This window comes from Gordonia rubripertincta (assembly GCF_038024875.1).
Lineage (GTDB): Bacteria > Actinomycetota > Actinomycetes > Mycobacteriales > Mycobacteriaceae > Gordonia > Gordonia rubripertincta.
The window spans coordinates 2,085,451-2,110,309 of record NZ_CP136136.1 but is presented as its reverse complement, the minus strand read 5'-3'; the positions used below and the strand labels follow the sequence as shown (position 1 = coordinate 2,110,309).

General features: G+C 68.0%; 22 protein-coding genes and 1 pseudogene. 9 read left to right on the top strand and 14 right to left on the bottom strand.

What is annotated here, in order from left to right:
• Nucleotides 1–20 precede the first annotated feature (20 nt).
• The 6 genes from RVF83_RS09580 to RVF83_RS09555 are packed head-to-tail and all read right to left on the bottom strand — an operon-like array spanning nucleotide 21 to nucleotide 6,978.
• Entirely contained in the window at nucleotides 21–953 is a 933-nt protein-coding gene (locus tag RVF83_RS09580) for an SDR family NAD(P)-dependent oxidoreductase (protein WP_005194359.1), read from the bottom strand.
• Nucleotides 950–1,930, bottom strand: a complete 981-nt coding sequence (locus RVF83_RS09575; RefSeq protein WP_005194360.1) for an alpha/beta hydrolase — start codon at nucleotides 1,928–1,930, stop codon at nucleotides 950–952. Before RVF83_RS09575 ends, RVF83_RS09580 begins: the two co-directional genes overlap by 4 nt.
• A gap of 60 nt (nucleotides 1,931–1,990) precedes the next feature.
• The gene (locus RVF83_RS09570; RefSeq protein ID WP_005194363.1) at nucleotides 1,991–3,610 is read right to left on the bottom strand and encodes a flavin-containing monooxygenase; all 1,620 of its coding nucleotides are present in this window, start codon (nucleotides 3,608–3,610) and stop codon (nucleotides 1,991–1,993) included.
• Nucleotides 3,607–4,518, bottom strand: a complete 912-nt coding sequence (locus RVF83_RS09565; protein ID WP_005194365.1) for a VOC family protein — start codon at nucleotides 4,516–4,518, stop codon at nucleotides 3,607–3,609. The genes RVF83_RS09570 and RVF83_RS09565 overlap by 4 nt, the downstream gene beginning before the upstream one ends.
• A gap of 17 nt (nucleotides 4,519–4,535) precedes the next feature.
• Nucleotides 4,536–5,720, bottom strand: coding sequence for an acyl-CoA dehydrogenase family protein (locus RVF83_RS09560; protein ID WP_005194366.1), 1,185 nt, complete (start codon nucleotides 5,718–5,720; stop codon nucleotides 4,536–4,538).
• A gap of 52 nt (nucleotides 5,721–5,772) precedes the next feature.
• Nucleotides 5,773–6,978 (bottom strand): Rieske 2Fe-2S domain-containing protein, encoded by a 1,206-nt coding sequence (locus tag RVF83_RS09555; RefSeq protein WP_005194367.1) that lies wholly within the window; start codon nucleotides 6,976–6,978, stop codon nucleotides 5,773–5,775.
• Nucleotides 6,979–7,244: 266 nt separating this feature from the next.
• Between RVF83_RS09555 and RVF83_RS09550 the strand changes: the two genes are divergently transcribed.
• Complete coding sequence (locus RVF83_RS09550) at nucleotides 7,245–8,042, top strand: IclR family transcriptional regulator (protein WP_039879841.1); 798 nt, start codon at nucleotides 7,245–7,247, stop codon at nucleotides 8,040–8,042.
• Between the two features lie 7 nt (nucleotides 8,043–8,049).
• Here RVF83_RS09550 and RVF83_RS09545 read toward each other — a convergent pair whose 3' ends face one another.
• Complete coding sequence (locus RVF83_RS09545) at nucleotides 8,050–9,627, bottom strand: FAD-dependent oxidoreductase (RefSeq protein WP_039879842.1); 1,578 nt, start codon at nucleotides 9,625–9,627, stop codon at nucleotides 8,050–8,052.
• Nucleotides 9,628–9,732: 105 nt separating this feature from the next.
• Nucleotides 9,733–10,887 (bottom strand): SDR family NAD(P)-dependent oxidoreductase, encoded by a 1,155-nt coding sequence (locus tag RVF83_RS23710; RefSeq protein WP_423133020.1) that lies wholly within the window; start codon nucleotides 10,885–10,887, stop codon nucleotides 9,733–9,735.
• Nucleotides 10,888–11,040: 153 nt separating this feature from the next.
• On the opposite strand from RVF83_RS23710, the gene RVF83_RS09525 reads away from it, so the two are divergent.
• From RVF83_RS09525 to RVF83_RS09500, 6 genes and pseudogenes are all read left to right on the top strand, one after another.
• The gene (locus RVF83_RS09525) at nucleotides 11,041–11,853 is read left to right on the top strand and encodes an enoyl-CoA hydratase-related protein (RefSeq protein WP_005194372.1); all 813 of its coding nucleotides are present in this window, start codon (nucleotides 11,041–11,043) and stop codon (nucleotides 11,851–11,853) included.
• Nucleotides 11,850–13,016, top strand: a complete 1,167-nt coding sequence (locus RVF83_RS09520) for an acyl-CoA dehydrogenase family protein (RefSeq protein ID WP_005194374.1) — start codon at nucleotides 11,850–11,852, stop codon at nucleotides 13,014–13,016. The genes RVF83_RS09525 and RVF83_RS09520 overlap by 4 nt, the downstream gene beginning before the upstream one ends.
• Nucleotides 13,013–14,107, top strand: coding sequence for an acyl-CoA dehydrogenase family protein (locus tag RVF83_RS09515; RefSeq protein WP_005194376.1), 1,095 nt, complete (start codon nucleotides 13,013–13,015; stop codon nucleotides 14,105–14,107). Before RVF83_RS09520 ends, RVF83_RS09515 begins: the two co-directional genes overlap by 4 nt.
• The gene (locus tag RVF83_RS09510; RefSeq protein WP_005194377.1) at nucleotides 14,104–15,369 is read left to right on the top strand and encodes a CaiB/BaiF CoA transferase family protein; all 1,266 of its coding nucleotides are present in this window, start codon (nucleotides 14,104–14,106) and stop codon (nucleotides 15,367–15,369) included. Before RVF83_RS09515 ends, RVF83_RS09510 begins: the two co-directional genes overlap by 4 nt.
• A 10-nt stretch (nucleotides 15,370–15,379) precedes the next feature.
• Nucleotides 15,380–16,054, top strand: a pseudogene (locus RVF83_RS09505) (GntR family transcriptional regulator).
• Nucleotides 16,051–17,010, top strand: a complete 960-nt coding sequence (locus RVF83_RS09500; protein WP_005194379.1) for an alpha/beta hydrolase — start codon at nucleotides 16,051–16,053, stop codon at nucleotides 17,008–17,010. The pseudogene RVF83_RS09505 and the gene RVF83_RS09500 overlap by 4 nt, the downstream one beginning before the upstream one ends.
• Nucleotides 17,011–17,019: 9 nt before the next feature.
• Here RVF83_RS09500 and RVF83_RS09495 read toward each other — a convergent pair whose 3' ends face one another.
• The 6 genes from RVF83_RS09495 to RVF83_RS09470 form a co-directional block, all read right to left on the bottom strand.
• The gene (locus RVF83_RS09495; protein ID WP_005194382.1) at nucleotides 17,020–18,291 is read right to left on the bottom strand and encodes an NAD(P)/FAD-dependent oxidoreductase; all 1,272 of its coding nucleotides are present in this window, start codon (nucleotides 18,289–18,291) and stop codon (nucleotides 17,020–17,022) included.
• Between the two features lies 1 nt (nucleotide 18,292).
• Nucleotides 18,293–18,610 carry a 2Fe-2S iron-sulfur cluster-binding protein gene (locus RVF83_RS09490; protein WP_005194384.1) on the bottom strand — a complete coding sequence of 106 codons (318 nt, stop codon included), beginning with the start codon at nucleotides 18,608–18,610 and terminating at the stop codon, nucleotides 18,293–18,295.
• Nucleotides 18,611–18,619: 9 nt separating this feature from the next.
• A complete protein-coding gene (locus tag RVF83_RS09485; protein ID WP_005194386.1) occupies nucleotides 18,620–19,870 on the bottom strand; it encodes a cytochrome P450 in 1,251 nt (416 codons plus the stop codon).
• A 37-nt stretch (nucleotides 19,871–19,907) separates the two neighbouring features.
• Nucleotides 19,908–20,813 (bottom strand): SDR family NAD(P)-dependent oxidoreductase, encoded by a 906-nt coding sequence (locus RVF83_RS09480; protein ID WP_005194388.1) that lies wholly within the window; start codon nucleotides 20,811–20,813, stop codon nucleotides 19,908–19,910.
• 44 nt (nucleotides 20,814–20,857) lie between these two features.
• Nucleotides 20,858–21,805, bottom strand: coding sequence for an SMP-30/gluconolactonase/LRE family protein (locus RVF83_RS09475; protein ID WP_005194390.1), 948 nt, complete (start codon nucleotides 21,803–21,805; stop codon nucleotides 20,858–20,860).
• A gap of 172 nt (nucleotides 21,806–21,977) precedes the next feature.
• The gene (locus RVF83_RS09470) at nucleotides 21,978–22,496 is read right to left on the bottom strand and encodes a nuclear transport factor 2 family protein (protein WP_039879845.1); all 519 of its coding nucleotides are present in this window, start codon (nucleotides 22,494–22,496) and stop codon (nucleotides 21,978–21,980) included.
• A gap of 101 nt (nucleotides 22,497–22,597) precedes the next feature.
• Here RVF83_RS09470 and RVF83_RS09465 point away from each other — a divergent pair, with 101 nt between their 5' ends.
• Together RVF83_RS09465 and kstD are read left to right on the top strand one after the other, a co-directional pair.
• Nucleotides 22,598–23,023 (top strand): nuclear transport factor 2 family protein, encoded by a 426-nt coding sequence (locus tag RVF83_RS09465; RefSeq protein WP_005194393.1) that lies wholly within the window; start codon nucleotides 22,598–22,600, stop codon nucleotides 23,021–23,023.
• A gap of 101 nt (nucleotides 23,024–23,124) precedes the next feature.
• Nucleotides 23,125–24,858, top strand: coding sequence for a 3-oxosteroid 1-dehydrogenase (gene kstD, locus RVF83_RS09460; RefSeq protein ID WP_005194395.1), 1,734 nt, complete (start codon nucleotides 23,125–23,127; stop codon nucleotides 24,856–24,858).
• Nucleotide 24,859: the final 1 nt, after the last annotated feature.

Genomic DNA, 24,859 nt, shown 5'->3' with positions numbered 1-24,859 from the left:
CTGTCGCGCCTGTTCGGCGTTCACACGCCGGCCGGCACGATGTGGGGGTTGGCCCAGGCCGGCGGTTCGAGGGGCGGGAGCTCGGTGCGGCCGTCCACCGAGAACACCGGGGTCCCGGTGGCCCACGGATAGTGAAGGCTGAAGGCGACGAGGCCGGTGCGCTCGGCGGCCGGGAGCGTGCACATCTCCAGGACGGTCTGTGCGAGATAGTCCACCGGCTCGGTCTCGTAACCGGCCGGCAGCAGCGCCTCGGCGCCAGGGGTCATGATCGCCGTCGACGGCCCCACCGCGTTGACCGCGATGTTTGCGTCGACCAACTCGGCCGCGAGGCCCTGGGTGAACCGATGCTGTGCCGCCTTCGCGGAGGCATAGATCACGTCGCCGGAGGTCTTGTTGTAGTCCCGGAACGGTCGGATGGGGCTCAGCCCGGTCGAGGAGCCGATGTTCACGATCCACCCCGCACCATTGCGCCGCATGTGCGGAATCGCGCGCTGGGACAGGAGGAACGGCACCTTGAGATAGTGCTCGATCGTCCGGTCGAAGGTGGCCGTGCTCATGTCCTCGACAGCCGAGTAGTCGGCGAACCCGGCGTTGTTGACCAGGATGTCGATGGTGCCCGCGGCCTCCACCACGTCGTCGACGAGGCGGTCGCGCCGCTCGGGATCCTCGAGGTCGGCGGTGATCGCGAGAGCGGTGCCACCGTCCTCCTCGATCAGGCGGACGGTCTCGTCGAGGGTTCCGGAGATCAAGAGCTCCTCGCCGTTGCGGATCGACGGCGACGGCGTGGAGGACCGCGCGGTGACCACGACGGTCGCCCCCGCACTCGCGAGTCGCCGGGCGATCCCGCGTCCGATCCCGCGGCTGCTGCCGGTCACCAGCGCCACCTTGCCTTTCAACTGCCGGCCGCTCAATTGCTGTGTCCCCGACTGCGATGTCCCCGACTGCGGTGTCATGGTGTGCTCCTGACGCCGTCGTCCGCGGGAGTCGCCGCGAGCACGTCGCGCATCATCTGCCAGACCTTCTCGCGAGCGGGTGGCGTGAGCGAGAGTTGCGGAAATGTGAGGAAGCCGTGGAAGAGTCCGTCGAATCGGTGAGCGATCACCGGGACACCGGCGGCCTCGAGCAACCGGGCGTACTCCTCACCGGCCGAACAGGGCGGGTCGAGTTCGGCGGTGGCCACCACCGCCGGGGGAAGACCGGCCAATGTGTCTGCGTTGGTGGGGATCACCAGGGCGCTGTGCCGCCCCTCCGGTGCGTACTGCTCCCAGTACCACCGCATGGCCTTGGTCGTGTTGTAGTACCCGACTCCGTAGTCGCGGTACGACGCGGTGTCGACGTCGTCGTCGATCACGGGGTACAGCAGGATCTGGGCGCACACCTTCGGCCCGTTGCGGTCGCGGGCGGCCAGACTGGTCGTGGCGGCCAGGTTCCCGCCCGCGCTGTCGCCGGCGAGGGCGATGCGATGCGGGTCCCCACCGAACCCGGATATGTTCTCCGCCGTCCAGCACAGTGCGCGATAGACATCCTCCATCGCCGCCGGGGCCCGGTGTTCGGGCGCGAGGCGGTAGTCGACCGCGACCACGACCGCACCCACTTCCGCCGCCATCGAGCGACAGAACTCGTCGTGGCTGTCCAGATCGCAGAAGACGAACCCGCCGCCGTGCGCGAACACGACGACCGGCAGAACTCCACTGCCGGCGTCGGAATCCCGCTGCGGCACATACACACGCAGTGCCAGATCGCCGCCCGGTCCATCGATCGTGAGATCGCGGGCGATCGCCATGTCCGGCTGCCGGGTGAGCGGAGCACGACGGGACACGATGATCTCCCGCAGCTCACGGGGATCGTGTTCGGTCACGTCCGGGAAGCCGGCCTCGAGAGCGGTGAGCATCGCTTCGACGTCGGGGTGCAGGTCGCTACGGCGGCTCATGTCGTTGTCCTATCCGTCGGTGTTCCAACCGTCTTGGTGCTGTGAGATCGCGTCATCGGGTCACGTGATCTCGAAGCCCTTGTAGCCGGCCTCGGCCACCTCGGCGCACACGTTCGCATAGTTCCCGAATCCGCCGATGTACGGCATGAACACGCGGGGTTTGCCCTCGATGTTGGCGCCCATGTACCACGAGTTCGCCGACGGGAAGAGAGTGCCGGCCGCCTTCGCCGAGCACTCGGCGACCCAGCTGTCGACCGCGTCGCTCTCCGCCTCGATGGTCGCCGAATTGTGTTCGTCGAGATGGTGGATGGCGCCGGCAACCCAGTCCACATGCTGCTCGGCACCGAGGACCATGTTGGCCAGCACACTCGGGCTCCCCGGCCCGGTGAGGATGAACATGTTGGGGAATCCGTGCACCGCGAGGCCGAGATAGGTGCGGGGTCCCGCCGCCCACTCCTCGGTGAGGGTGCGTCCACCGCGTCCGCGGATGTCGATACGCGACAACGATCCGGTCATCGCGTCGAACCCGGTGGCGAAGATCAGCATGTCGAGTTCGAAGTTCTCCTCCGAGGTCTTCACGCCGGTCCGAGTGATCTCCTCGATCGGGGTCTCGCGCAGGTTGACCAGGGTGACGTTGCCGCGGTTGAACGTCTCGAAATATCCACTGTCGGTGACGATCCGCTTGGTGCCGATCGGGTGATCCGTCGGGATGACGATGTCGGCGACGGCCGGGTCGCGGACGATCTCCCGGATGCGCGCCTCCACGTACTCACGCGCGGTGTCGTTGGCCGCGAGGCTGGTCGTCTGGTCGGGGAACGCCTTGGCGAACAGGTAGCCACCGCGTTGCCACCACTCGTCGTAGACGCGGGTACGTTCCGCCTCGTCCACTTCGAGTGCACCCTTGGGATATGGCGCATTCGGCGTCCCTCCCCCACTGATCCGGGAGAGGCGGCGGCGTTCGGCGTAGTTGGCCTTGACCTCGGCGATGGCCTCCTCGGACAGCGGCCGGTTGCCCGCGGGGATGGAGTAGTTGGGACTGCGCTGGAACACCACGAGGTGTTCGGCGCTCTCGGCGATCACCGGGATCGACTGGATGCCCGACGACCCGGTGCCGATGACACCCACGCGTTTGCCGGCGAAATCGACGTCGTGGTGCGGCCATTCGCCGGTGTGGTAGGTCTCGCCGGCGAACAGGTCACGCCCGGGGATGTCGGGTTTGTTGGTCGCGGAGAGCACGCCGGTCGCCATGATCAGGAACCGCGCGGTGACGGTGGAGCCGGTGTCGGTGCTCACCGACCACTGCGCGAGTTCTTCGTCGTAGGTGGCCGCGGTGACCCGCGTGAGGAAGTCGAAGGCGCTACGGAGGTCGAACCGGTCCGCGACGTGACGGAGGTAGGCGAGGATCTCCGCCTGCGTCGCGAAACGCTCGGTCCAGGTCCACTCCTGTTGCAGGTCTTCGTCGAACGAGTACGAGTAGTCGATGCTCTCCACATCGCACCGCGCCCCGGGGTACCGATTGTGGTACCAGGTTCCGCCGACGTCCGCGGCGGACTCGAACCCGTGCACGTCCAGGCCCTCGCCGCGGAGCCGGTGTACGGCGTAGAGACCGGAGATGCCCGCACCGACGACGATCACATCGTGATCGGTCGTCCGCGCCCCCTGCGTGTCTGAGATGGTCACGATGCTGACTCCTTGGCCTGCCGGGCCCACATCCACTCGTGGCCCCAGTAACTGTCGGCGGTGATTTCTTCTGCGGTGTAGTGCGTTTCGTCGACCAGCGCCCCGCCGGTGCCATACTCGATGTCCCAACCACCCGGCACCCGGACGTAGAACGAGACCATCTTGTCGTTGGTGTGCCGGCCGAGGGTCGAGGAGACCGGGAAGTCTCGGGCCATGACCTGGTCGTAGGCCCGGCCGACGGCGTCGAGCTCGTCGACCTCGACCATCACGTGGATGAGTCCGGGATCACGCCCTTCGAGGGCCGGCATGATGGCGAGACTGTGGTGCCGTCGATTGATGCCGAGAAAGCGAATCCTCGACGGTGGTGTCCCGGGCGGCGTGGGCATCCGGAACGCCCCGCGCGGCAGGAATCCCAGTGTCTCGGTGTAGAACACGTAGGACTCGTCGAAGTTGGTCGTCGGCATCACGACGTGCCCCAAGCCCTGGGGGCCGGTGACGAACTTCTGCCCGTATCCGGTGAGGACCGGACTGTGGTCGAGCACCGGGCCGTGGAAGATCTCGAGCGGCGTTCCGCCGGGATCCTTCAGGCTGATGCCGCCCTCGACCCGGCGGTGGTCGCACAACTCCTGGTCCATCTCGGAGTATGCGGTCCCGGCTTCGTCGAGGACCCGCCGTAGTTCGGCGAGGGCGAGGTGGTCGCGCACCTCCCAACCGACTGCCGTGACCCGGTCGGCGTGACCTCGCTCCACGGTGATCCGCGCCGCGCGCTCGTCCATTCGGAAGTGCAGCGCATCTTCCTCGGGTCCGGTCCCCGGCGCGAATCCCAGGACCTCGAAACCCAACTCACGCCACCGATCGATGTCGGTGGCCATCACCCGCACGTAGCCCAGTGCCGCGATCAGACCCATCGTCCCGGTCCCCCGGCTCAGATCATCACCCGCAGGGGACCTGCGGGAACATCGACACCCAGGGACGCCAGCGCGGCGGCGTGGTAGGTGGTGCTGGTGACATGGATCGCGTGATGCAGCCCGGAGTGTGCGTCCCGCCAGAACCGCTGCAACGGGTTGTCCATCCGCAGCGCGTTGCCGCCGGACCGATCGAAGATCTCGTCGGCCGCGCGGACCGCGCGCCAGGCGGCGCGGACCTGGTTACGCCGCGAGGTGGCCCGCATCTCGAAGTCGATCTCGGTGCCGGCGTCGACGAGGTCGTAGATGCGGTCGACGTTGCCCAAGAGCTGTTGCCGTGCGGCGTCGATCTCGGCAGCGGCCTCACCGAGTGCGTGCAGGACGTACGGGTCGTCCTTGATCGCGCCGCCTGTTGCGGCCACCCGATCGCGCTGATAGGCGATCCCCGCTGCCAGCACGCCTTCGCAGATACCGATCGTCGCCGAGGTGATCCCCAGCGGGAACATCGTCGACCACGGCATCTTGTAGAGCGTCTCGGTGACGCCGTACTCCTTGGCCGCGGTGCCGTCGATGACGTCGCCGGAGCGCATCACGCGATGAGCGGGGATGAAGGCGTCCTCGACGATGATGTCCTTGCTGCCGGTCCCCCGGAGCCCCACCACATCCCAGGAGTCCTCGACGATCTGGTAGTCCGACCGCGGCAGGATGACATGCAGACCGACCGGCGGCATCAGCGGCTTGCCGTCCGCATCACCGGTGAAGGCACCGAGGAAGATCCAGTCGCAATGATCGGTGCCGGAGGAGAACTGCCACCGGCCCGTCATCCGGTAGCCGCCCTCGACGGGTGTCGCGACACCACCGGGCATGTAGGGCGACGCCTGCCAGGTGTCCGAATCGCCGCCGAGTACCTCGTCCTGCACCCGGGGGTCGGCGAAGGCCAGCTGCCACGGGTGGACACCGACGATCCCGCCGATCCATCCCGCCGATCCGTAGATGCTCGCCGTTCCCATCACGGTTTCGGCGAATTCCCTCGGGTGCGCCTCGTACCCGTCGTAGGTCTTGCGCTGGAGCAGTCGGATGATGCCGGACTGTTTGAGTCCCTTCGCGACATCGTCGGACAGGCGTCCGAGCTTCTCGGACTCCTCCGCACCCGCGCGTAGTTCGTCGGCCATGTGCATGACCTTGTCGAGCACTTCGTGGCTCATAGGTGTTCTCCTCAGCAGTGAGCGCCGGCGGCGCTCGGTGTTGTCGATGGGGTCAGGACACGGACTGGTCGGCCGCCTCGCGGCTCGGTGTCCCGGCCGGGTTCGGCGCCAGAGCGCTTCGCCCGGCGGCGAGGTTCTCGTCGACCTCGGCCTGCCAACTCTTCAGTGCGCGTTCGGTGTCGATCTGGTACTCGAACCGATTGACCATCTCCGGCGCGATGTCCTCGACGTCGACGTAGAACTGCTCGTACCAGCGTCGGAGCTGGTAGACGGGCCCGTCTTCCTCGCACAGCAGCGGATTGTCGATGCGCGACTTGTTCTTCCAGATCTGCACGTCCTGCTCGAAGCCGATGGCGACTCCCTTGGCAACGGCCTGCGCGATCTGATTCGCCTGCTCGTCCCCCATTCCGGCGGGCTTCTCGACGAGCACGCCGTACTGCAACCGGAACGATGTCGGCGAGATCGGGTAGTGGCAGTTGACCAGGTAGATGTTCGGGTCGCCGTCGTGGTCACGGCCACCGCTCCAGAGCTTGTCGATCATGTACGAGGGTCCGAAATACGATGCGTCGGACTGACTCTCGGTGCTGTAGTTGGTGCTCTGGCTCACGCCGACCGCATCCGCCCGGGGTCGCGACCGCATCACCTGACTGGCGATGTGCCCCTCGAAGACGTTCCGGAAGTAGGTCGGCATGCCGTAGTGCACGTAGAAGAAGTGCGCCATGTCGACGACGTTGTCCACGATCTCGCGGCAGTGCGATCCGGTGACGTCGATCGAGTTCCACACCCAGTCGGTCCAACCCTCGTCGCCGTAGGTCGGGATCTCCGGGATGGCGAGTTCCGGGGGCGGAACCGACCCCTGCGGATCGTGCCAGACGAACAACTGGCCGCTGACCACCGTGGACGTCCAGGAACGCGTCCGCGCAATGGGCGGAACCCTTTTCGCGTAGGGGATGCCGGCACACTTGCCGTCGCCGCGCCACCGCCAGTCGTGGAAGGGGCAGGCGATCGTGTTGCCCTTGACGGTTCCGAGCGCCAGGTTTCCGCCCATGTGCCGGCAGAAGGCGTCGAGCACGTTCAACGTGCCGTCCTCACCGGCGAAGACCACGAGTTCGGTACCGAACGCGGCGACCTGATGGGGAGCGCCGTCGGCGAAGTCGCGAGCCAGCCCGAGGCAATGCCATCCGCGGGCGTAACGCTGCGGCGGCGCTCCGGTGTCGATGTCCCTGACTTCGCCGCCGGTGTCGATGGTCGTACTCACAACGCCTCCTGATCAGATATTGCGACCGTGCCACTCGTCGCGGTGTCCTCAGCTTGGCAACGGGAGAACCCGGTGTGACGTGGGTCTCCCATCGAGTGGGAGGCTCTTCGGTGCCACCGCGAATTGACCCCGGCGGCCGTTCCGCTGGACGGGAAGCCCACCGGCGGAGCCCGCCCGCCGGGACGAAGATGGGCAACCGGATCAGCACCTCGTGGTGAGCGCCATATCGATCGGGGTACTGTGACGAACATCACGAAGGAGGAGCGGTGAGGACGACACAGACGAGCGACGGACCCATCTCGGTAGTGGATCGGATCTCGGCGGTGCTCGAGGCGTTCAACGGATCGGCGCCGATGACGCTGGCGCAGGTGACCGCGCGCACCAAACTACCCCGGTCCTCCGTGCATCGACTGCTCGAGCAACTCGCCAGTGCCGGCTGGCTGGCCCGGTCACCGGAACAGACCTACGAGCTCGGGGTCAAGGCCTACGAGATGGGCCAGGCCGCCCTCAACCAGAATCGACTCCTCCGTGCCGCACGGCCGGTGATGCACGCATTCGCCCAGCGGACGGGATACACGATCCAGTTGGGCGTGGTCGACGCCGGCGACACCGTCTACCTCGCGAAGGTGAACGGGCGGCTCAGCGGCCCGACGCCCACCGCGGTCGGCCAGCGGGTTCCCGCCCATCTGACCGCCCTCGGCAAGGTCATCATCGCGTACGCGGAGATCGCCCCGCGACAATCTCCCCGAGGCCTGCACAAGCTCGACGACGGCACACTCGTCAAGCAGACCGCACTGTCGATCACGAGCCCGGCCCAATTCGATGCCGAGCTCGCCCAGATCCGGGACCGCGGAGCGGCATTCGACCGGGGCGAGGCGTTCCCCGGCGTCGCCTGTGTGGGCGTCTCCATCGGACCGCACGATCACATCTACGGCAATCTGGCCGGCCTGTCGGTCTGCGCTCCGGTGGGGGCGGTCGATCTCCGAAAGCTCATGGGGCCGGCCCGTATCGTGGCCGGTGAGATCTGGGAACGCTGCGTCACAGCAGACCTCACCGGCCACTGAAGGCCCTCTACGTCGTGGTACCCGGGGCGGCGGCCAGGTGGGCCGCCATGTCGGCGACGGCACGGTAGGCGAACACCATCCCCGATCCGAGCGGCGTACCGGGCCCCGGATAGACCTCACCCGAGACCGACGCCGAGGAGTTCCCCGCCGCGTACAGACCACGGATCACGCTGCCGTCTGCTCGACACACCGCACCCTCGGTGGAGATGACCGCACCACCCTTCGTGCCGAGGTCACCCAGCACCAGGCGGACCGCGTGGAAGCGCGAACCGTCGAGGGACGGCAGGCACTGAGCGGCGTTCTGCGCTCCGACGAAGAACCGGCCGTAGGGATCCTCTCCGCGCGCGAAGTCCTCGTCCCGACCCCCCGCGGCGAAACCGTTGAACCGATCGATTGTCGCCGTGAGCTTCTCGGCGTCGAGGCCGGTGGCCGCCGCGAGCTCTCCCACGGTCGACGCGGTGTGCCACAGACCCGCCTCGGTCATCGCGGCGCGCTCGGGCGCGGGCACACAGATCGCCGGGAGTTCGTCGCCGAACCGATTGTCGAAGACGAACCAGAACACCTCGCCGGCCCCGTCGCGCATCCGCCGCAACATCGCCCGACCCATCTGGTCGTAGGGCAACGTCTCATTGGCGAATCGCTGCCCCGTCGAATCGACGATGATCCCCGCCCGGATCCCGAGGGTGAACGCGGCGCGGCTGTTCGGGAACAGGGTGGCGGGGCACCACCAGGACTGGTCGAGCAGGTCCACCTGCGCCCCCACCTCCGACAGCATCCGCAACGCGTCACCGCCGCCGGTGTCCGGATGGGACGCCGACCAGTCCGCGGTCGGCATCTGCTGATGGGTGCGTCGCAATTCGGCGTTCCGCTCGTAACCCCCTGCAGCGACGATGATCCCGGCCCGCGCCCGGATCGTCCGCCGGTTTGCGCCGGCGCTGACCTCGAGCCCGAGGACGTCCCCCGCTGCGTCGGTGATCAGACGCTCCGCCGCCGTGCCGAGATGGAGGTCGGCACGGCCCGACTCATCGAGCGCCAGCACCATCCGGGCGATCCAGGCCTGTCCGCCGTCGAGTTCGGAGCGGTCGACCGCCATGCCGAACTGGTCGGCAGGAACCGGCGGTCGGATGTCACGCAGGCGGCCGCCCACCTCGTCGGCCGAGATGGAGGCGGCGAAGATACTCCGGCCATGGTCCTTGCGACCGGGGGCCGCATAGTAATCCGGAAACGGGCGGTGCTCCAATGGGATTCCCACCTCGTCCTCCAGGAACCGGGCCACCACCGGGCCGGTTTCCAGGAACGTCCGCTGCAGATCCTCGGCGGTGCGGTCGCCCACGAGTGCCCGGAAATAGGTCAACCCGTTTTCGACCGAGTCGTCGACACCTTGCCGTTCCAGCACATGATTGCCCGGAAGCCACACGCTCCCACCGGAGTATGCCGACGTCCCGCCGAAGTACGAGCTCTTCTCCACCACGCACACCGCCAGCCCGTGCTTCACCGCGGCCAGCGCACCGGCGAGCGCGGCGCCACCCGAACCGATCACGACGACGTCAAAACTGCTGTCCCACTGCTGATCATCCACGGCCATCACCGCGCCACACCCCTGCTCGGAATCACCGCCGATCGCGCATCGATCGACGTCACATCCGAGACGCTAGCCGCGGCGGGCGCAACCCATGTGGGGGTCTCCCGCTCAGAGGGAGCCGTTCCGGGAGACCAGCTCAAGGCGGTGGCCGTCGGGGTCGGCGAGGACGCCGATCGTCATCCCGTAGGAGGCGTGCTCGACCACCGGGGACACCTCGGTCCCGCCGCACTCGACCCCGCGTCGCAGGGCGGTCGCCGCGTCGGCGACGTTCAGGACCAGCTTGCTGAACATGTTGCCGTGATCGGAACCCTCCTCCCCCGCAGCACCTTTCGGGCGGATCAGCTCGACCCCCGCCGTGCCGGCCCGCAGGATGACCGCGTCGAACGCGGGAGTGGCGAACTCACGCTCGACGGTGAAACCCAGCCCCCGGCGGTAGAAATCGGTCGATCCCTGCAGGTCGGACACCCGAACCGCGACGAGCGACAGGACGACCTCGGCCGGGCTCATCGGGTTTGGGACCCGCCGTTGAAATCCAGTGTCTGGCCGGTCATCCCGCCGGCCTCGTGCGAGGCGAGGTATGCGCAGAAGGCACCGACCTCGATGGGATCCCCCAGCCTCCCGATCGGGATCTGGGGTGAGGATTCGTTCGATCATCTCCGGGGGCATCTTGTCCTCGAGATTCTTCTGATGACCGAGTGCCACGATGTTCGCGGTGACCCCGTACTGACCGGTCTCGGCTGCCAGGTGCCGGATGAATCCCTCGATCCCGCTCTTGCCCGTGGCGTACATCGTCTGGTTGATGTTCTGCCCGGTACGCGCCGAGCCGGAGGAGATCTGCACGATGCGTCCCCACCCGTTGTCGCACATACCGTCCAAGACCACCTTGATGCAGTTCATGGCGCCGAAGATGTTGAGGTCGATCGGAGCACGCCACTCCTCCGGGGCGAGGTCACGGAAGGGCTTGATGACCCGACCCTCGGCCACGCCGGCATTGTTGACGAGGATGTCGACGTGCCCGCCGAGTTCGGTCTCGGCCGCCCGCACGGCCTCCGCGGTGGCGTCGATGTCGGTCACGTCGAACGCGGCGGCGACGGCGCGATTGCCCTCCTCGGCGATGGCCGCGGCGACCTTCTCGGCCCGGTCGGCGTGCAGGTCGTTCACGATCACCGAAGCGCCCTGGCGCGCCAGCACTTTGGCGATCCCCTCACCGACGCTCTGTCCGGCACCACTGACCAATGCGATATGTCCGGTCAAACTGAACAAGGAAGTCTCCTTCGAAGAATGGGAATCGGCCAGAGCGTCTCGCGGCAGTGCGCGGAGACGACGATCGGCTCGTGCAGCCAGTTCACCGCAGTCGCTCCGGCAAGTCAATGATTTTGGATCGCTTTTTGAATCCAATCGGCTACGCTCGCCTGCATGACGTCCGACACAGCTCCCATCGCGCAGCCTTCCGACGACGAAGCAGCGTCGATCATCACGTCGTTCACCGACGGCGTCGCCCGGCTGACCCTGAACAATCCGCGTCGCAAGAACGCCATCACCCTCGACATGGCCGCCGCCATCGAGCAGTTCTGCGACCAGGTCGCCGCCGACGACAGCATCGGCGCCGTCGTCGTCGACGCCGCGGGCACCTACTTCTGCAGCGGTGCCGACACCCGCATCCTCGCAGCCGCCTCCGCCGATCCCGCCTCGCCGGAGTCGGTCGTGCAGTTGTCCGCGGTCTACAAGGCCTTCATGCGCGTGGGTTCGCTCCCCGTCCCGACCGTCGGCGTGGTGGTCGGCGGCGCGGTGGGCGCCGGCCTCAACCTGGCACTCGCCGTCGACCTGCTCATCGCCACCCCGGATGCCAAGCTGGACAGCGGTTTCCTCGCTCGCGGCATCCACCCGGGAGGCGGACACATCACGCTGCTGAACCGGGCGATGGGACGGGCGAACACCATCGCGCTCGCCGCATGCGGTCAGTCACTCACCGGCGAACAGGCCGTCGAACGCGGTCTGGCCTACGCCGCCGCCCCGATCGAGGACATCCCCGCGATCGTGGAGGGACTCACCGCACCCGCCGCACGCGATCCCGAGTTGACCCGCCGCGTCATGTCCAGCGTCCGACTCGAGCTCGGTCCGCCCGCGGTCACCTGGGACTCGGCGGTCGAGATCGAGCGCGGCACCCAGATGTGGTCGATGGCCCGCAAGGGGCAGAACTGGTCGTCGCGCGGACCCGGTCGGTCATGACCGCACTCCACGAGACCCGCGGCTCGTCGGTCGGGGTCGACGACGCCGCCCTGGAGGCTCTGCGGACCGAGGTCCGCGAGTTCCTCCGCGACGAGATCGCCCGCGGCGCATTCGCTCCCGACGTCGACAGCTGGATGACCGGCTTCGACCCCGCGTTCAGTCGACGACTGGGCGAACGCGGATGGCTCGGCATGACGATGCCGACCGAGTACGGCGGCCGGGGACGCACCCCCGTCGAACGATTCGTCATCACCGAGGAACTCCTCGCCCACGGCGCTCCGGTCGCCGCACACTGGATCGCCGACCGGCAGATGGCCCCGGGCATCCTCGCCAACGGCACCGAAGAGCAGAAGCGCCGCTACCTTCCCGGGATCGCCTCGGGTGAGATCTATTTCGCGATCGGGATGTCCGAACCGGATGCCGGTTCGGATCTCGCGAGCGTCCGCACCCGGGCGAGGGACACCGGCGACACCTGGACCATCAGCGGCACCAAGGTCTGGACCACCGGCGCCCACATCTCCCACGCGATGGTCCTGCTCGCACGCACCGACGGCACCCCGGAGGACCGGCAGCAGGGCCTGTCCCAGATCCTCGTCGACCTGTCCCATCCGGACATCGAGGTACGCCCGCTGCGGAGCATCGACGGCCATGCCCACTTCAACGAGGTGGTCTTCCATGATGCCGTCGTCGACAAGTCGGCGCTGCTCGGCCGCCGGGGCAACGGGTGGCAACAGGTGATGAGCGAGTTGGCCTTCGAACGTTCCGGCCCCGAGCGTTACCTCAGCACACTGCCGCTGTTGCGGGCGTGGGCGGATCATCTCCGCGGGACCGGGGCGACCCCCGAGCAGCGCCGGACCCTCGGCACCCTCACCGCGCAGGCCTGGGCGCTACGACAGATGTCCCTACGCGTGGCGGCCGAACTGTCCGCCGGCGGCAAACCGGATGTGCTGGCCGCCATGGTCAAAGACCTGGGCTCGACGTTCGAGGGCGAACTCGTCGACGCTGTACGCAGCGCGTCGGGCGTCGTCGCACGCCGGAGCGGAGGCACCCCGCTGGAGCGCCTCCTCGGCCAAAGTGTCTTGCACACACCTGCTTTCACCCTCCGGGGCGGAACCAACGAGATCTTGCGCGGCATCGTGGCGCGGGGAATGGGGATTCGATGAGCGACCTGGCCGCCGAACTCGTCGCGGCGACGACCTCGATACTGGACCGGGTTCCCGTGGGCGCCGAGACACCGCCGACGAGCATCGACACGGAACTGTGGACAGCTCTCGCGGACTCAGGTTTCACCGATCTCGATGTTCCCGATGACGCCGACGGGCAGGGGGCCGATCTCGAGGACGCGCTCGCCGTGCTGTCCACGGTGACCGCGGCCGGGGCGATCACCCCGTACGTCGAGCATGCGCTCCTGGCCTCATGGCTCGCCGGCGCAGTGGGCCATCCGCTGGAGGGGATCACCGCGACGATCGCGGTCGCCGATGCCGTGGACTCGCGGCTCGATCGCACTGCCGACGGCGCGGATCGCCTGATACTCAACGGGATCGTCAGCGACGTCGTCCACGCGACGTCCGCCGACTCGGTGGTCGTACTCGTACCCGGCTCCGACGGACCGCTGGTGGCGATCGTCGACCTCCGTGGCCCCGGGGTGAACGTCGCAGACGGCACGGACCTGCTCGGGGTGTCGTTCGGCGACATCCGATTCGACGAGGCGGCGACCGACTTCCACGCAGCCTCCCCGTTCGGGACCGCCGATGTCCGGCTGCGTGGCGCACTGGCGTATTCCACGGCGCTCGCCGCAGCCGCACGGACCGTCCACGATCTGACCGTGCAGTACGCCTCGGAACGTATCCAGTTCGGCCGACCGCTCGCCAAGTTCCAGGCGATCCAGCAGCGACTCGCGGTGATGGCCGCCCGGACCACCATGATGGAGACCGCGACACGTGTCGCCGCCGAGGCGACATCGCACGATCCGGGCGGCGCCCGGGCCGCGGTGGCCGCGGCGAAGGTGGTGACGTCGGCGTACGCCGACGAGGTGGCCGCGGCCGGACACCAGATCCACGGTGCGATCGGCTTCACCGCGGAGCACCGGCTCGGCCGGTCGACGACGGCGCTCTGGACATGGCGCGACCGGCACGGGACCGAAGCCGAATGGGCCGATGTGCTCGCCGAGCAGGTGCTCGACGGCGGCGCCGACCCGTGGGACATCATCACCGGGACCGAAGCGCCGGAAGCCTCGCCGGAGAGTGCCCGATGAGCGCGGATCTCGTGGGTGACGAGAAGACCGGGGTCGATCCCCGGGCAGCGTGGCGTGCCGCCGAGTCGGCCGTAGACCACGGAATCCTCAGCGGCCTGCGGGTTCTCGATCTGAGCCGGGTCCTGGCCGGGCCCTACACGGCGCAGATCCTGGCCGATCACGGTGCCGAGGTGATCAAGGTCGAGGCGCCCGCGGGTGACGAGACCCGAGGGTGGGGACCTCCGTTCGAGGACGAGGGCGCCACGAGCGCCTACTACCAGAGCCTCAACCACAGCAAGGAGAACATCTGCCTCGACCTCCGCACCGACGCGGGACGGGAGGTCCTCGCCGATCTCCTGGCCGGTGCCGACATCGTGATCGAGAACTTCAAGGCCGGCACGATGGCGCGGTGGGGTTTCGACTACGACACCGTTCTCGCCGAGCGACACCCGCGGATGATCTATTGCCGTATCACGGGTTTCGGCGTCGACGGACCGATGGGCGGGCTGCCCGGATACGACGCGGTCCTCCAGTCGTTCGGCGGTCTGATGAGCGTGAACGGTTACCCCGATGGCAATCCGCTGCGCGTGGGCATCCCCATCGTGGACATCGTCGCCGCCAACATGGCGGTGAGCGGCATACTCCTGGCGCTGTACGAGCGGGGCCGGAGCGGCCGCGGGCAACTGGTGGACATGACACTGCTCGATTCGGTGATCTCCATCCTGCATCCGCATGCCGCGAACTGGGTTTCCGGCGGTGCGGTACCGCAGCGCACCGGCGACTTCCACCCGACCGTGGTGCCCTATCAGGTCTTCTCCGCTCGAGACGGCGACTTCTTCGTCAGTGCGGCCAACGACCGTCAGTTCCGTTCGCTCGTCGAGGTTCTCGGGGTGCCCGGACTCGCCGACGACCCGCGGTTCGTGCACAACGGCGAGCGGTCGCAGCATCGCGTCGAGTTGGCCGCCCTCCTGGGCGAACGTATCGCGCAGTGGGACCGCGACGATCTCGCGGGACGGCTCGAGCGCGCGGGAGTCCCGGCGAGCCCGGTCAACAACATCGCGGAGGCTCTGACCTCCCCGCAGGTCCGGCATCGCGGGTTGTTCCTCGACACCGACGAGTATCGCGGCGTCGGTGTCCCGATCTCGTTGAGCAGGTCGACTCACCGCTCGCCCAGCCCGGCGGTACGTCGCGGCGAGCACACCGAGGAAGTCCTCGCCGCCCTGGGCTACGACCCGAGCCGGTTGGCCGAGCTCCGGTCGTCGGGCGTGTTCGGCGACGGGTAGGAGGGACACCATGGGACGCAACACGACCGCGCCATCCGAACCCGCACAGTCACGGTCGGCCAGACGTGTCGTCGCCGAGATCGAGCGCATGATGGCGACCGGTGAGCTGCTGCCGGGGCAGCCGATCCGACAGGAGTGGATGGCCGAGCGTCTGGGGTGTCAGCCGACTCCCCATCCGGGAGGCCCTGCGCGAGTTGACCGCTCAGGGGTTGGTGGCCCACCGCCAGAATGTCGGGTACACCGTCGTGCGGTTGGACCAGGACGAGTTCGACCAGATCTACCTCATGCGTTCGGCTCTGGAGCGCGAGGTCCTCGGTCGGCTCCCCCGGTTCGACGCCGCGGCACTCGACGAGATGCACGTCATCGCCACGCGGATCACCGAGGCCGCAGACCGCGGTGACATCGTCACGATGCGCACCGAGAACCAGATCTTCCACTTCGCGATGTTCGAGCGCTCCGGGCTTCACCTGGTGGTCGCCGAACTGCGCCGGCTCTGGAAACTCGCAATGCCCTATCACGCTGCGTACCTGTACGACCCGGCCGGACGGCAACGTGTGGCGGGGAACACGAAGAGATGATCGACGCCCTGGCCGAGGGTGACAACGCCCGCCTCATCGAGCTGATGGACGAGCACCGGCGCGGCGGCGAGGCCAACACCGGGATGATCCTGGGTGGCCGGCCGTGACATCACCGTGGGATCCCGACCTGGCGGCCATCGTCGACCGGATGGCCGCTGCCGGCGCCAAGTCGGTTCGCCAACAAGGTGTGGCCGGCATCCGGAAGAGTCTGGAATCGATCGTGCGCCCACCCGGCCCGGACATGTTCTCGGTCACCGACGCGGTCGCCGATGGCCACGGCGCCCCGGTCCCGGTCCGGATCTATCGTCCGCATGCCGCTCCGAAGACCGGTGCGGCAGCGCTGGTCTGGTATCACGGCGGCGGGATGATCATGGGGTCGCTGAACTCTTTCGACCGCCTGGCCCGCGACCTGGCCGAGGCCACCGGCGCCGTCATCGTCAACGTCGACTATCGGCTCGCGCCCGAACACACCTATCCCGCAGGAAACGACGACGCGTACGCGGCGCTCGTGTGGACCCACCAGGTCGCGGCCGACCTCGGCGTCGACCCGTCGATGATCGGCGTCGGGGGCGACAGTGCGGGAGGCGGACTCGCCGCCGCAACTGCGCTGCGCGGCCGAAACGAGCAGGGACCGGCCATCGCCCAGCAGGTTCTGTTCTATCCCGGTGTGGAGCGGCGTCGTGATCGGCCGTCGATGCGCGAATTCGGTGACAGCCCGTTCCTCACCGCCGAGGACATCGACTGGATGAAGAATCTCTACCTCGGCAGCGATTCCTCACTCGACGACGAGTACGGGACACCTGCGCTCGCCGCCGACCTCTCCGGACTCCCGCCTGCGATCATCGCGGTCGGACACGGTGATCCGCTGCGCGATGGCATCGAGGAATTCGGAGAGCGTCTCCGCGAGGCCGGTGTGCCCACCGCCCAGTTGCGCTATCCCGGTGTGGGACACGGGTTCGCGATGCAGGCGCCGTCGGTGGCGCGGGGTCGTGCGGCGCTCGCCGAGGTCGGCGCCCTGGTCGCCGCGCGCTTCCGCCATCCCGTGCCCGCGGCGAAGCACTGATCCCCGCGCTCAGGCGCGGGCGGGCGCCAGCAGCTTCTTGATCGGGACGCTCTCGTCCGCGAACAGCTCCGGGGGTGGACGATGACCGCGATTCAGTGCGGTCCGCAACGTCATGAAATCGGCCGGCGAGTTGAGGCACTCCGCGGCGACCAGCCGGCCGCCGGAGAAGTACAACGACACCTGACGGTCGGGCCGCTTCGGGTCGGTCCGGTGCACCACTTCGCTGTGCCCGCCGGACAATCCGACGATCTGGAGCTTCTGCGCCCCCTGGTCGGACCAGAACCACGGCGTGGGTCGGGTCGCCGGTTCGGCGCCGAGAAGGATCGCCGCCGCCGTATTCGCCTGCTCGGTGGCATTGTCGACGGATTCCAGCCGGTAGCGCCGCCCACTCGCGGACACGTGAATCGTGCAGTCCCCGATCGCGAGTGTCCACCCGTCGGAGGCAAGACAGTTGTCGTCGACGACGATCCCACCGTCGCACTCCAGTCCGAGCATCTCCCCGAGCTCGGTCCGTGGTTCGGCACCTATCCCGACGATCACCGTCGCCGCGGGAACGACCACGCCGTCATCGAGGCGCACGCCCCGGATGCGGTCCGGGCCGCCGTCGTCGGTATCCGTGCCGGACCGGACGATCTCGACGGGCCGCCGGCCCAGCAGGACGACGGTTCCCATCGACTCGTGCGCGTTGAGAAGCGCTGCCGCGGTGTGGGTCCCGACCGCACGGGCCAGCAGACGATCGGCCGTCTCGATGACCGTCACGTCGCTACCGGCGGCACGGAGACCCGCGGCGACCTCGAGACCGATGAAACCGCCGCCGATGACCACCGCCGGACCGGCTGTGGCCCGCTCTCGGAGCAGATCGGCGTCGTCGAGGTCGCGGAGGACGAGGACGTCGGGATGGTCGGCACCCGGCAGTGCGAGGCGACGGGCCCGAGCGCCGGTGGCGAGGACGAGTCGATCGAACCGCTCACTGCGGTCGCCGTTCTCGTCGGACAGCGCGAGCACCACACCGTCACCGGTGCGGCGCACTCCCGTCACGCGGGTGCGCCGGTACAGATCGATGCGCTGATCGTCGAAGTACGACTCCGCCCGCAACGACAGCGTCGAGGGATCGATCGCGCCCTTGAGCAACCCCTTCGAAAGCGGCGGCCGATGGTAGGGCACGTGCGGTTCGTCGGTGAACAACGCGATCCGGCCGGCGAAACCGTCCGTGCGCAGCCGGTCCGCGAGATGAACTGCAGCGTGCGACGCACCGACGACCGCGACGCTGTGTGGCGTCACCTCAGACCTGTTCATCGGGGATGGTGACGTGGAGGTCGGTGTCGGCCAGGGTGAGCTGGCACGACAGACGCGAGGTGTCCTCGCGATCCGACGAGGTGCAGTCGAGCATGTCGTCCTCGTCCTCGCTGATCTCGGGGAACAGGTGAGCTTCTTCGGGATCGAGGTAGACGTGGCACGTCGCGCAGGACAGGGTGCCGCCGCACTGGCCGACGATCCCGCTGACCCCGTTCTTGACCGCGGTCGCCATCACCGAGTCGCCCGCCGTGCCGTCGATCACCTTCACCGCCCCGTCGGGCTGTGTGTAGAACACCTTGGGCATGCGGACCTCCTACCAGCTGACCGGGAGGTCGACGATCGGCTGGGTCAGGTTGTCGTTGTTGATGACCGGGTCGCCGGCGAGCTGCAGGCCGGGAAGGCGGCGGAACAGCTCGGCGATGGCGACCTGCATCTCCATCCGGGCCAGCGGAGCACCCAGGCAGTGATGCATACCGTAACTCAGTGTCAGGTGGGGGTTGGACTGCCGGCGGATGTCGAACGTGTCGACGTGGTCGATCGCCGCCCCGTCGTGGTTGGCCGACGCCGGGTCGCCCATGATCGCCTCACCCTTGCGGACGAGCTGGCCGTCGAGTTCGACGTCCTCGGTGGCCACGAAGGGCACCAGCCCGCTGGGTCCGCCGACCTTGCCGTTCAGCTCGAAGCGCCCATGACGCAGGATCTCCTCGACCGCGGTGGGCGTCACCCCGTCGATGTCCTCGAGCAGCACTCGGAGCTGGTCGGTGTTGTGGAGGAGCGACAGGACCCCGGCGCAGATGAAGTTGGCCGTGTTGTCGAAGCCGCCGATGATGAGAACCAGTGCCACGGAGAGGATCTCACCGTCGGTGAGGGTGTCGTCCTTGTCCTGCGCGTTGGTGAGGTCGCTGAGCAGGTCCTCCCGCGGATTCTTCCGGCGCTCCTCGATGAGGGCGAACATGTACATGACCAGTTCGGTCATGTTGGCGGTTGCTTCCTCCTCGGGCATGTTCGCGACCGCGAGCGTCGCCGAGCTCCACTTCTGGAACTTGGGTCGATCCTCCGGCGGCACGCCGATGAGGTTGGCCAGCATCTGGATCGGCAGCGCCACCGCGTAGTCGTCGACCAGGTTGGTCGGCGCACCCTTGGCGAGCATGTCGTCGATCAGCTTGTTGGCGAACTCGACCGCCGAATCCCGCATCGCCTTGACCCGTTTCGGCGAGATCGACTTCTGCACGAGCTTGCGCAGCTTGGTGTGCTGCGGCGGGTCCTCGAATTGCAGTGTGGTCTTGAGGAAGTCGGGGAACTCGACGAAGTAGGGCACCACCCGCTCACCGGTACGGAAGGGCTCGCGGACGAATCGGGGGTCGCCGAGCATCTCGCGTGCCACGGCATTGCGGTGGATGATCCAGGCCTCGCCGCCGTAGGGCATGGTGATCTTGGTCATCGGCCGGTCTTCGGCGATCGCCTTGTAACGCAGGGCCGCCTCGGACGGGGACACCGGCGAGAACGGATAGACCGTGTAGGCCTCGTCCAGCTCGGCTGCGCCGGCGGTGGTTTCGGTACTCATGTCAGGACTCCAGGGCTGTGGGAACGTTCGGTGGCGGTCAGACCGGCATCTGCGCCGGGGCGACGACCTGCGGGATCGCCTCGGGCGTGATCGACATGATCTGGTCCCACTGTTCGGCGACGGTCTCGACGGTGAGGGCGGGGTCGTGGATGCCCGTGGTGTTGACCAGTGCGAGCCGGTTGACGATCCCGCCCGCGACGTTGAAGACCTCGCCGGTGACCTCACAGGACGGGTGGACGAGGAACGCCGCGACGGGAGCGACGTGCTCCGGCAGGAGCTGAGTCCGCATGTACTCCATGATCTCCGGCGACAAGGTGTCCGCGGCGGCCTCGGCCATACGGGTGCCTGCGCCCGGTGCGATCGCGTTGACCTTCACGCCGGCTTCGAGGCCCTCGAGCGCGAGATTTCGGGTCAGGCCGAACAGTGCGCCCTTCGAACCGCCGTAGTGGGCCATTCCCGGGTTGCCGAGCATCGCCTGCGAGATCGTGTTGACCACGCGGGGCGCCGGCGAGTCGAGCAGATGGGGCCACGCGGCACGGAGCAGACGCATCGGTCCGAGGAAGTGCACGTCGAGGTGGCGCTGGTACTCGGCGTCGGGCACCTCGCGGAAGGGTGCCGCCCGCACGATGCCCGCGTTGTTGATGACCGCGTCGATCCGTCCGAAGTTCGAGATCGCCGCGTCCACCAGCGCCTGCGCGCCCTCGTCGGTGGTGATGTCGGAGGCGACCGCCACCGCTTTCCCACCGGCGGCGGTGATCTCCGCGGCGACGTCGGCGGCCGGGTCACCCGCCTCGACGCCGGAGCCGTCGGTGGTCGAGCCCAGGTCGCCGACCACGACCGAGGCGCCGCGCGAGCCTAGGAGAAGGGCGTGTGCACGGCCGATGCCGCGGCCGGCGCCGGTCACGATCACGACGCGATCGGTGAAGTCGAGTTGTGCTGTCATGTTGTCGTCCTCGAATCGGTTCGAAACAGGTGGGTGGTCGGAGCTCAGGGGCGCGTCTGGCCGCCGTGGTTCTTGACGTCGGCGACCCAGATCGCGCCGAGCGCTTCACGTGCGGACTTCTCGAAGTCGAAGACCTCGTAGCCGACCGTCATGTAGAGGGTGCTGCGATCGGATCCACCGAGCAGGCAGGCCGAGGCGATCCCGCCTTCGAGCGGCATCGGCACCGCGTCCGTCAGGCCGTCCTCGGTGAAGCGTGCGACGTATCCGCCGCCGGGCATCGCCGCCCAGACGCCGCCCTCCTCGTCCAGGCCGATGCCGTCGGGCATGAACGGGCAGGTGGCGAAATCCCGTGCGTTCGACAGTGATCCGTCGGCGGCACGATCGATCACGGTGATCTTCTGCGCCATGACCTCGGCGACGTAGACCTTGGAGCCGTCCGCACTGATACCGATTCCGTTGCCGCAGTTCAGCTCCGGGATACCGGCCGGCACGTGCGCGGTACCGTCGGGCTCGACGACGATCAGCGGCGAGGTGATCGGGGTCTCGCCCTGGAAGATGTCGAAACCCAGCTGGGTGATGTAGGCACGACCGTCGGCGTCGACGACCATGTCGTTGACGGCCTTGATCGCGAACTCGCTGACATCGGCGTACACGGTGAGATCGTCGATCCCGTTGCCGCCGTGGACGAGCACCTTCTGCTCGTGCATCGAGTTCACGATCAACCGACCGTCGGGCAGCCAACCGAAACCGCCCAGGGTGATCGGGACATCGGTGTCGGCCGCGCGTCCGTTCGCGTCGATGACCACGGTCGCGTTGCCGTCTGCGTCCAGGGTCTTGAGCGTCCCGGTGTACATGTCCGAGAACCAGAGCGCCCCGTCGTGCCAGCGCGGACATTCCGGCCAGGAGAACCCTGACGCGATCTTGCGGGCCTCGAATGTGGGTGCGTCCGCGGCGGCTACGGCAGCTGCGACGGCATCGACTGGAGTGGTCATCGGTGAACCTTCCGGAACGTGAGGTGCTGAGTTACGTTGTGCGACAACGTGGTGGGCGGCCAGCCAGGCTCGTCGTGAGCTGGATCACAGGGCCGCGTACAGAGGTACGTTAAGTGTTCGACGGCGGGGCGGTCGGGACCTTCCCATTCAGTGGACCACCCCGCCCGAACGGTCAGTCGGGGACGGTCTCCGGGTACACCGCGGCGAACCACGCCCGCTGTTCGTCGTCGAAGGTCCCCAGCTCCATCGCACGACGCCCCCACGCCTTGATGAGGTCCAGGAAGGTCGTCACGTCGTAGACGTCCCGCTGCTGGGAGAACTTCCCGTCACCGGCGTAGTCGAGGACGCTGATGTGCGGGGCCGCGAACCGGCTTCCGTCACCGGGATCGCTCATCACGTTGTCGAGGCGTGCGACGATCGTCCCGTTGGTCTCGTCGATGACATGCCAGTGCTCGGGAAAACTCTCGGTGTGCGAGCCGGGGAACTGCGCCAGGCTGGGTTCGGCCCACGCCCAGATGCCTTCCCTGCCCTTCAGCTCCCCGGCCATCTGCTCGTGATAGACGACGTCCTCGGTGAACAATTCGAGGAAGTCCCGCCAGCTCCCCTCCCCCGACCCCGCGCGGTTGATCGTGGTGAACCACCGCTGATACGCCTCTTCGAGTTCCTGCCTGGACCATGTGTTGTTCGCCATGGGCGGCACGTTAGGCGCGGCCACCGCCGTGGGAGTGGGGCCGTTTCCGCTCAGCGGGAGGTCGGGACCTCGAACCGGACGCGGGCTGTCAGTGTTCGATCATGCCCCGTTCGACCATGCCCAGTTCGACCGTGCCCACCGTGTCCGATCAGATCGACACCGCCGCCCTGGTGTCGCGGTACCTCGCGACCATCTCGACCGGAACCGCAGCCGAGATCGCGGAGCTCTACGCACCCGACGCCCGGCTCGAGGATCCGGTCGGCTCCGAACCGCGGATCGGTCGTCCGGCGATCGAGGAGTTCTATCGCGGCCTGGACGGCACCGACAGCACCGCCGAGCTCCTCGTCGTACGCCCGGTCGGCGGCCAGGCAGCCTTCCACTTCCGGGTGACCACACGCCTGCCGGGGCGCACCATCGTGGTGGAGCCGATCGACGTGATGACCTTCGACGACTCCGGGCTCATCACCTCGATGCGCGCGTTCTGGACACCGGCCGACATGACCGTGCAGGTCAGCGCCTCGACCTGACGGTTTCCGGTGAATGAGGCGACTGACCCTGGCGGCACGTTTCTGTAACGTGTTCTAATTCAGGTAGAACACGTTACAGCTGCGCGCACGAAGGGGACCCAATGGCCGGCTCGTCCGATCCACAACAGACCAGCACCGAACCCGAGACCTACGACGTCATCGTCGTCGGTGCCGGTGGTGCCGGTCTGGCCGCCGCGATCACCGCGGCCCGCAAGGGCCTCAAGACCGTCCTGATCGAGAAGTCGCCCTACTGGGGCGGTTCTACCTCCCGGTCCGGCGGCGGCGTGTGGATCCCCAACAACTCGGTGCTGAAGCGCGACGGCGTGAGCGATACACCGGAGAAGGCCCGTGAGTACGTGCACGCGATCATCGGCGAGCACGCACCGGCCGACCGTATCGACGCCTACATCGATCGCGGGCCCGAGGCCCTCGACTTCCTGCTCGAGCACGCACCCCTCGACCTCGAGTGGGTGAAGAACTACTCGGACTACTACCCCGAGGCACCGGGTGGGCGTCTCGACGGCCGGTCGATCGAACCGCGGCCGTTCGATGCTCGCCGGCTCGGCGACGACCTCGAGACGCTGCACCCGCAGTACACCAAGGCCCCGATGAACATGGTCGTGCTGCAGTCCGACTACCGCTGGCTCAACACCGGCCTCCGCCACTGGCGCGGACCGCTGCGTATGGCGAAGGTCGGCAGCCGCTTCTTCTGGGCCCGCAGCCGCGGCAAGAAGCTGATCGCGATGGGGGCGGCGCTGGCCGCCGAGCTGCTCATCGGCGTGCGCGAGGCCGGGGTCCCGCTCCGCCTCAACACCGGCCTCGTCGACCTCATCACCTCCGACGACCGGGTCGTCGGCGTGATCGCGGAGTCGGACGGCAAGCAGTTCGAGATCCACGCGCGTCAGGGCGTGATCCTCGCCTGCGGTGGCTTCGAGCACAACGAGGAGATGCGCAAGAAGTACCAGCGCGAGCCCATCGGGTCCGACTGGACCACCGGCGCACCGAGCAACACCGGTGACGGCATCAACGCCGGGCTCAAGATCGGCGCCGCGGTCTCCCTCATGGACGACGCCTGGTGGGGTCCGACGATCCCGCTGCCGCGCGGTCCTTGGTTCGCACTGTCGGAGCGGTCGGTCCCCGGCACCTTCATCGTGAACATGCGCGGCAGGCGCTACATGAACGAGTCGCTGCCATATGTCGAAGCGGTGCACCAGATGTACGGCGGCGAGTTCGGCCACGGCGAGGGCCCGGGCGAGAACGTGCCGTCGTGGCTGATCTTCGACCAGCGGTGCCGCAACCGCTACCTCTTCGCCGGGATCACTGCGCGCCAGCCACTCCCGAAGAAGTGGTACGAGTCGGGCGTCGTCGTCAAGGCCGACAGCATCTCCGCCCTCGCGGAGAAGATCGGCGTCCCCGCCGAGTCCCTCGTCGAGACCACCGAACGCTTCAACGGCTTCGCCCGCGCCGGGGTCGACGAGGACTTCGGCCGTGGCGCAAGCGGTTACGACCACTACTACGGAGACATCACGAACAAGCCCAACCCGAGCCTCGGCGAGGTCAGCAAAGGCCCGTTCTACGCGGTCAAGATGGTCCCCGGCGACCTCGGCACCAAGGGCGGGATCAACGCCGACGCCGCGGGTCGCGCACTCCGCCCCGACGGCTCGGTCATCGAGGGCCTGTACGCCGCGGGCAACACCAGCGCCCCGGTGATGGGCCACACCTACGCCGGACCCGGCGCCACCATCGGCCCCGCGATCGTCTTCGGTTACCTCGCCGCCAGCGACATCGCCGCCAAGGCCTCGGCCACCACCCCGACGTCCCAGACAGGAGCCTGAA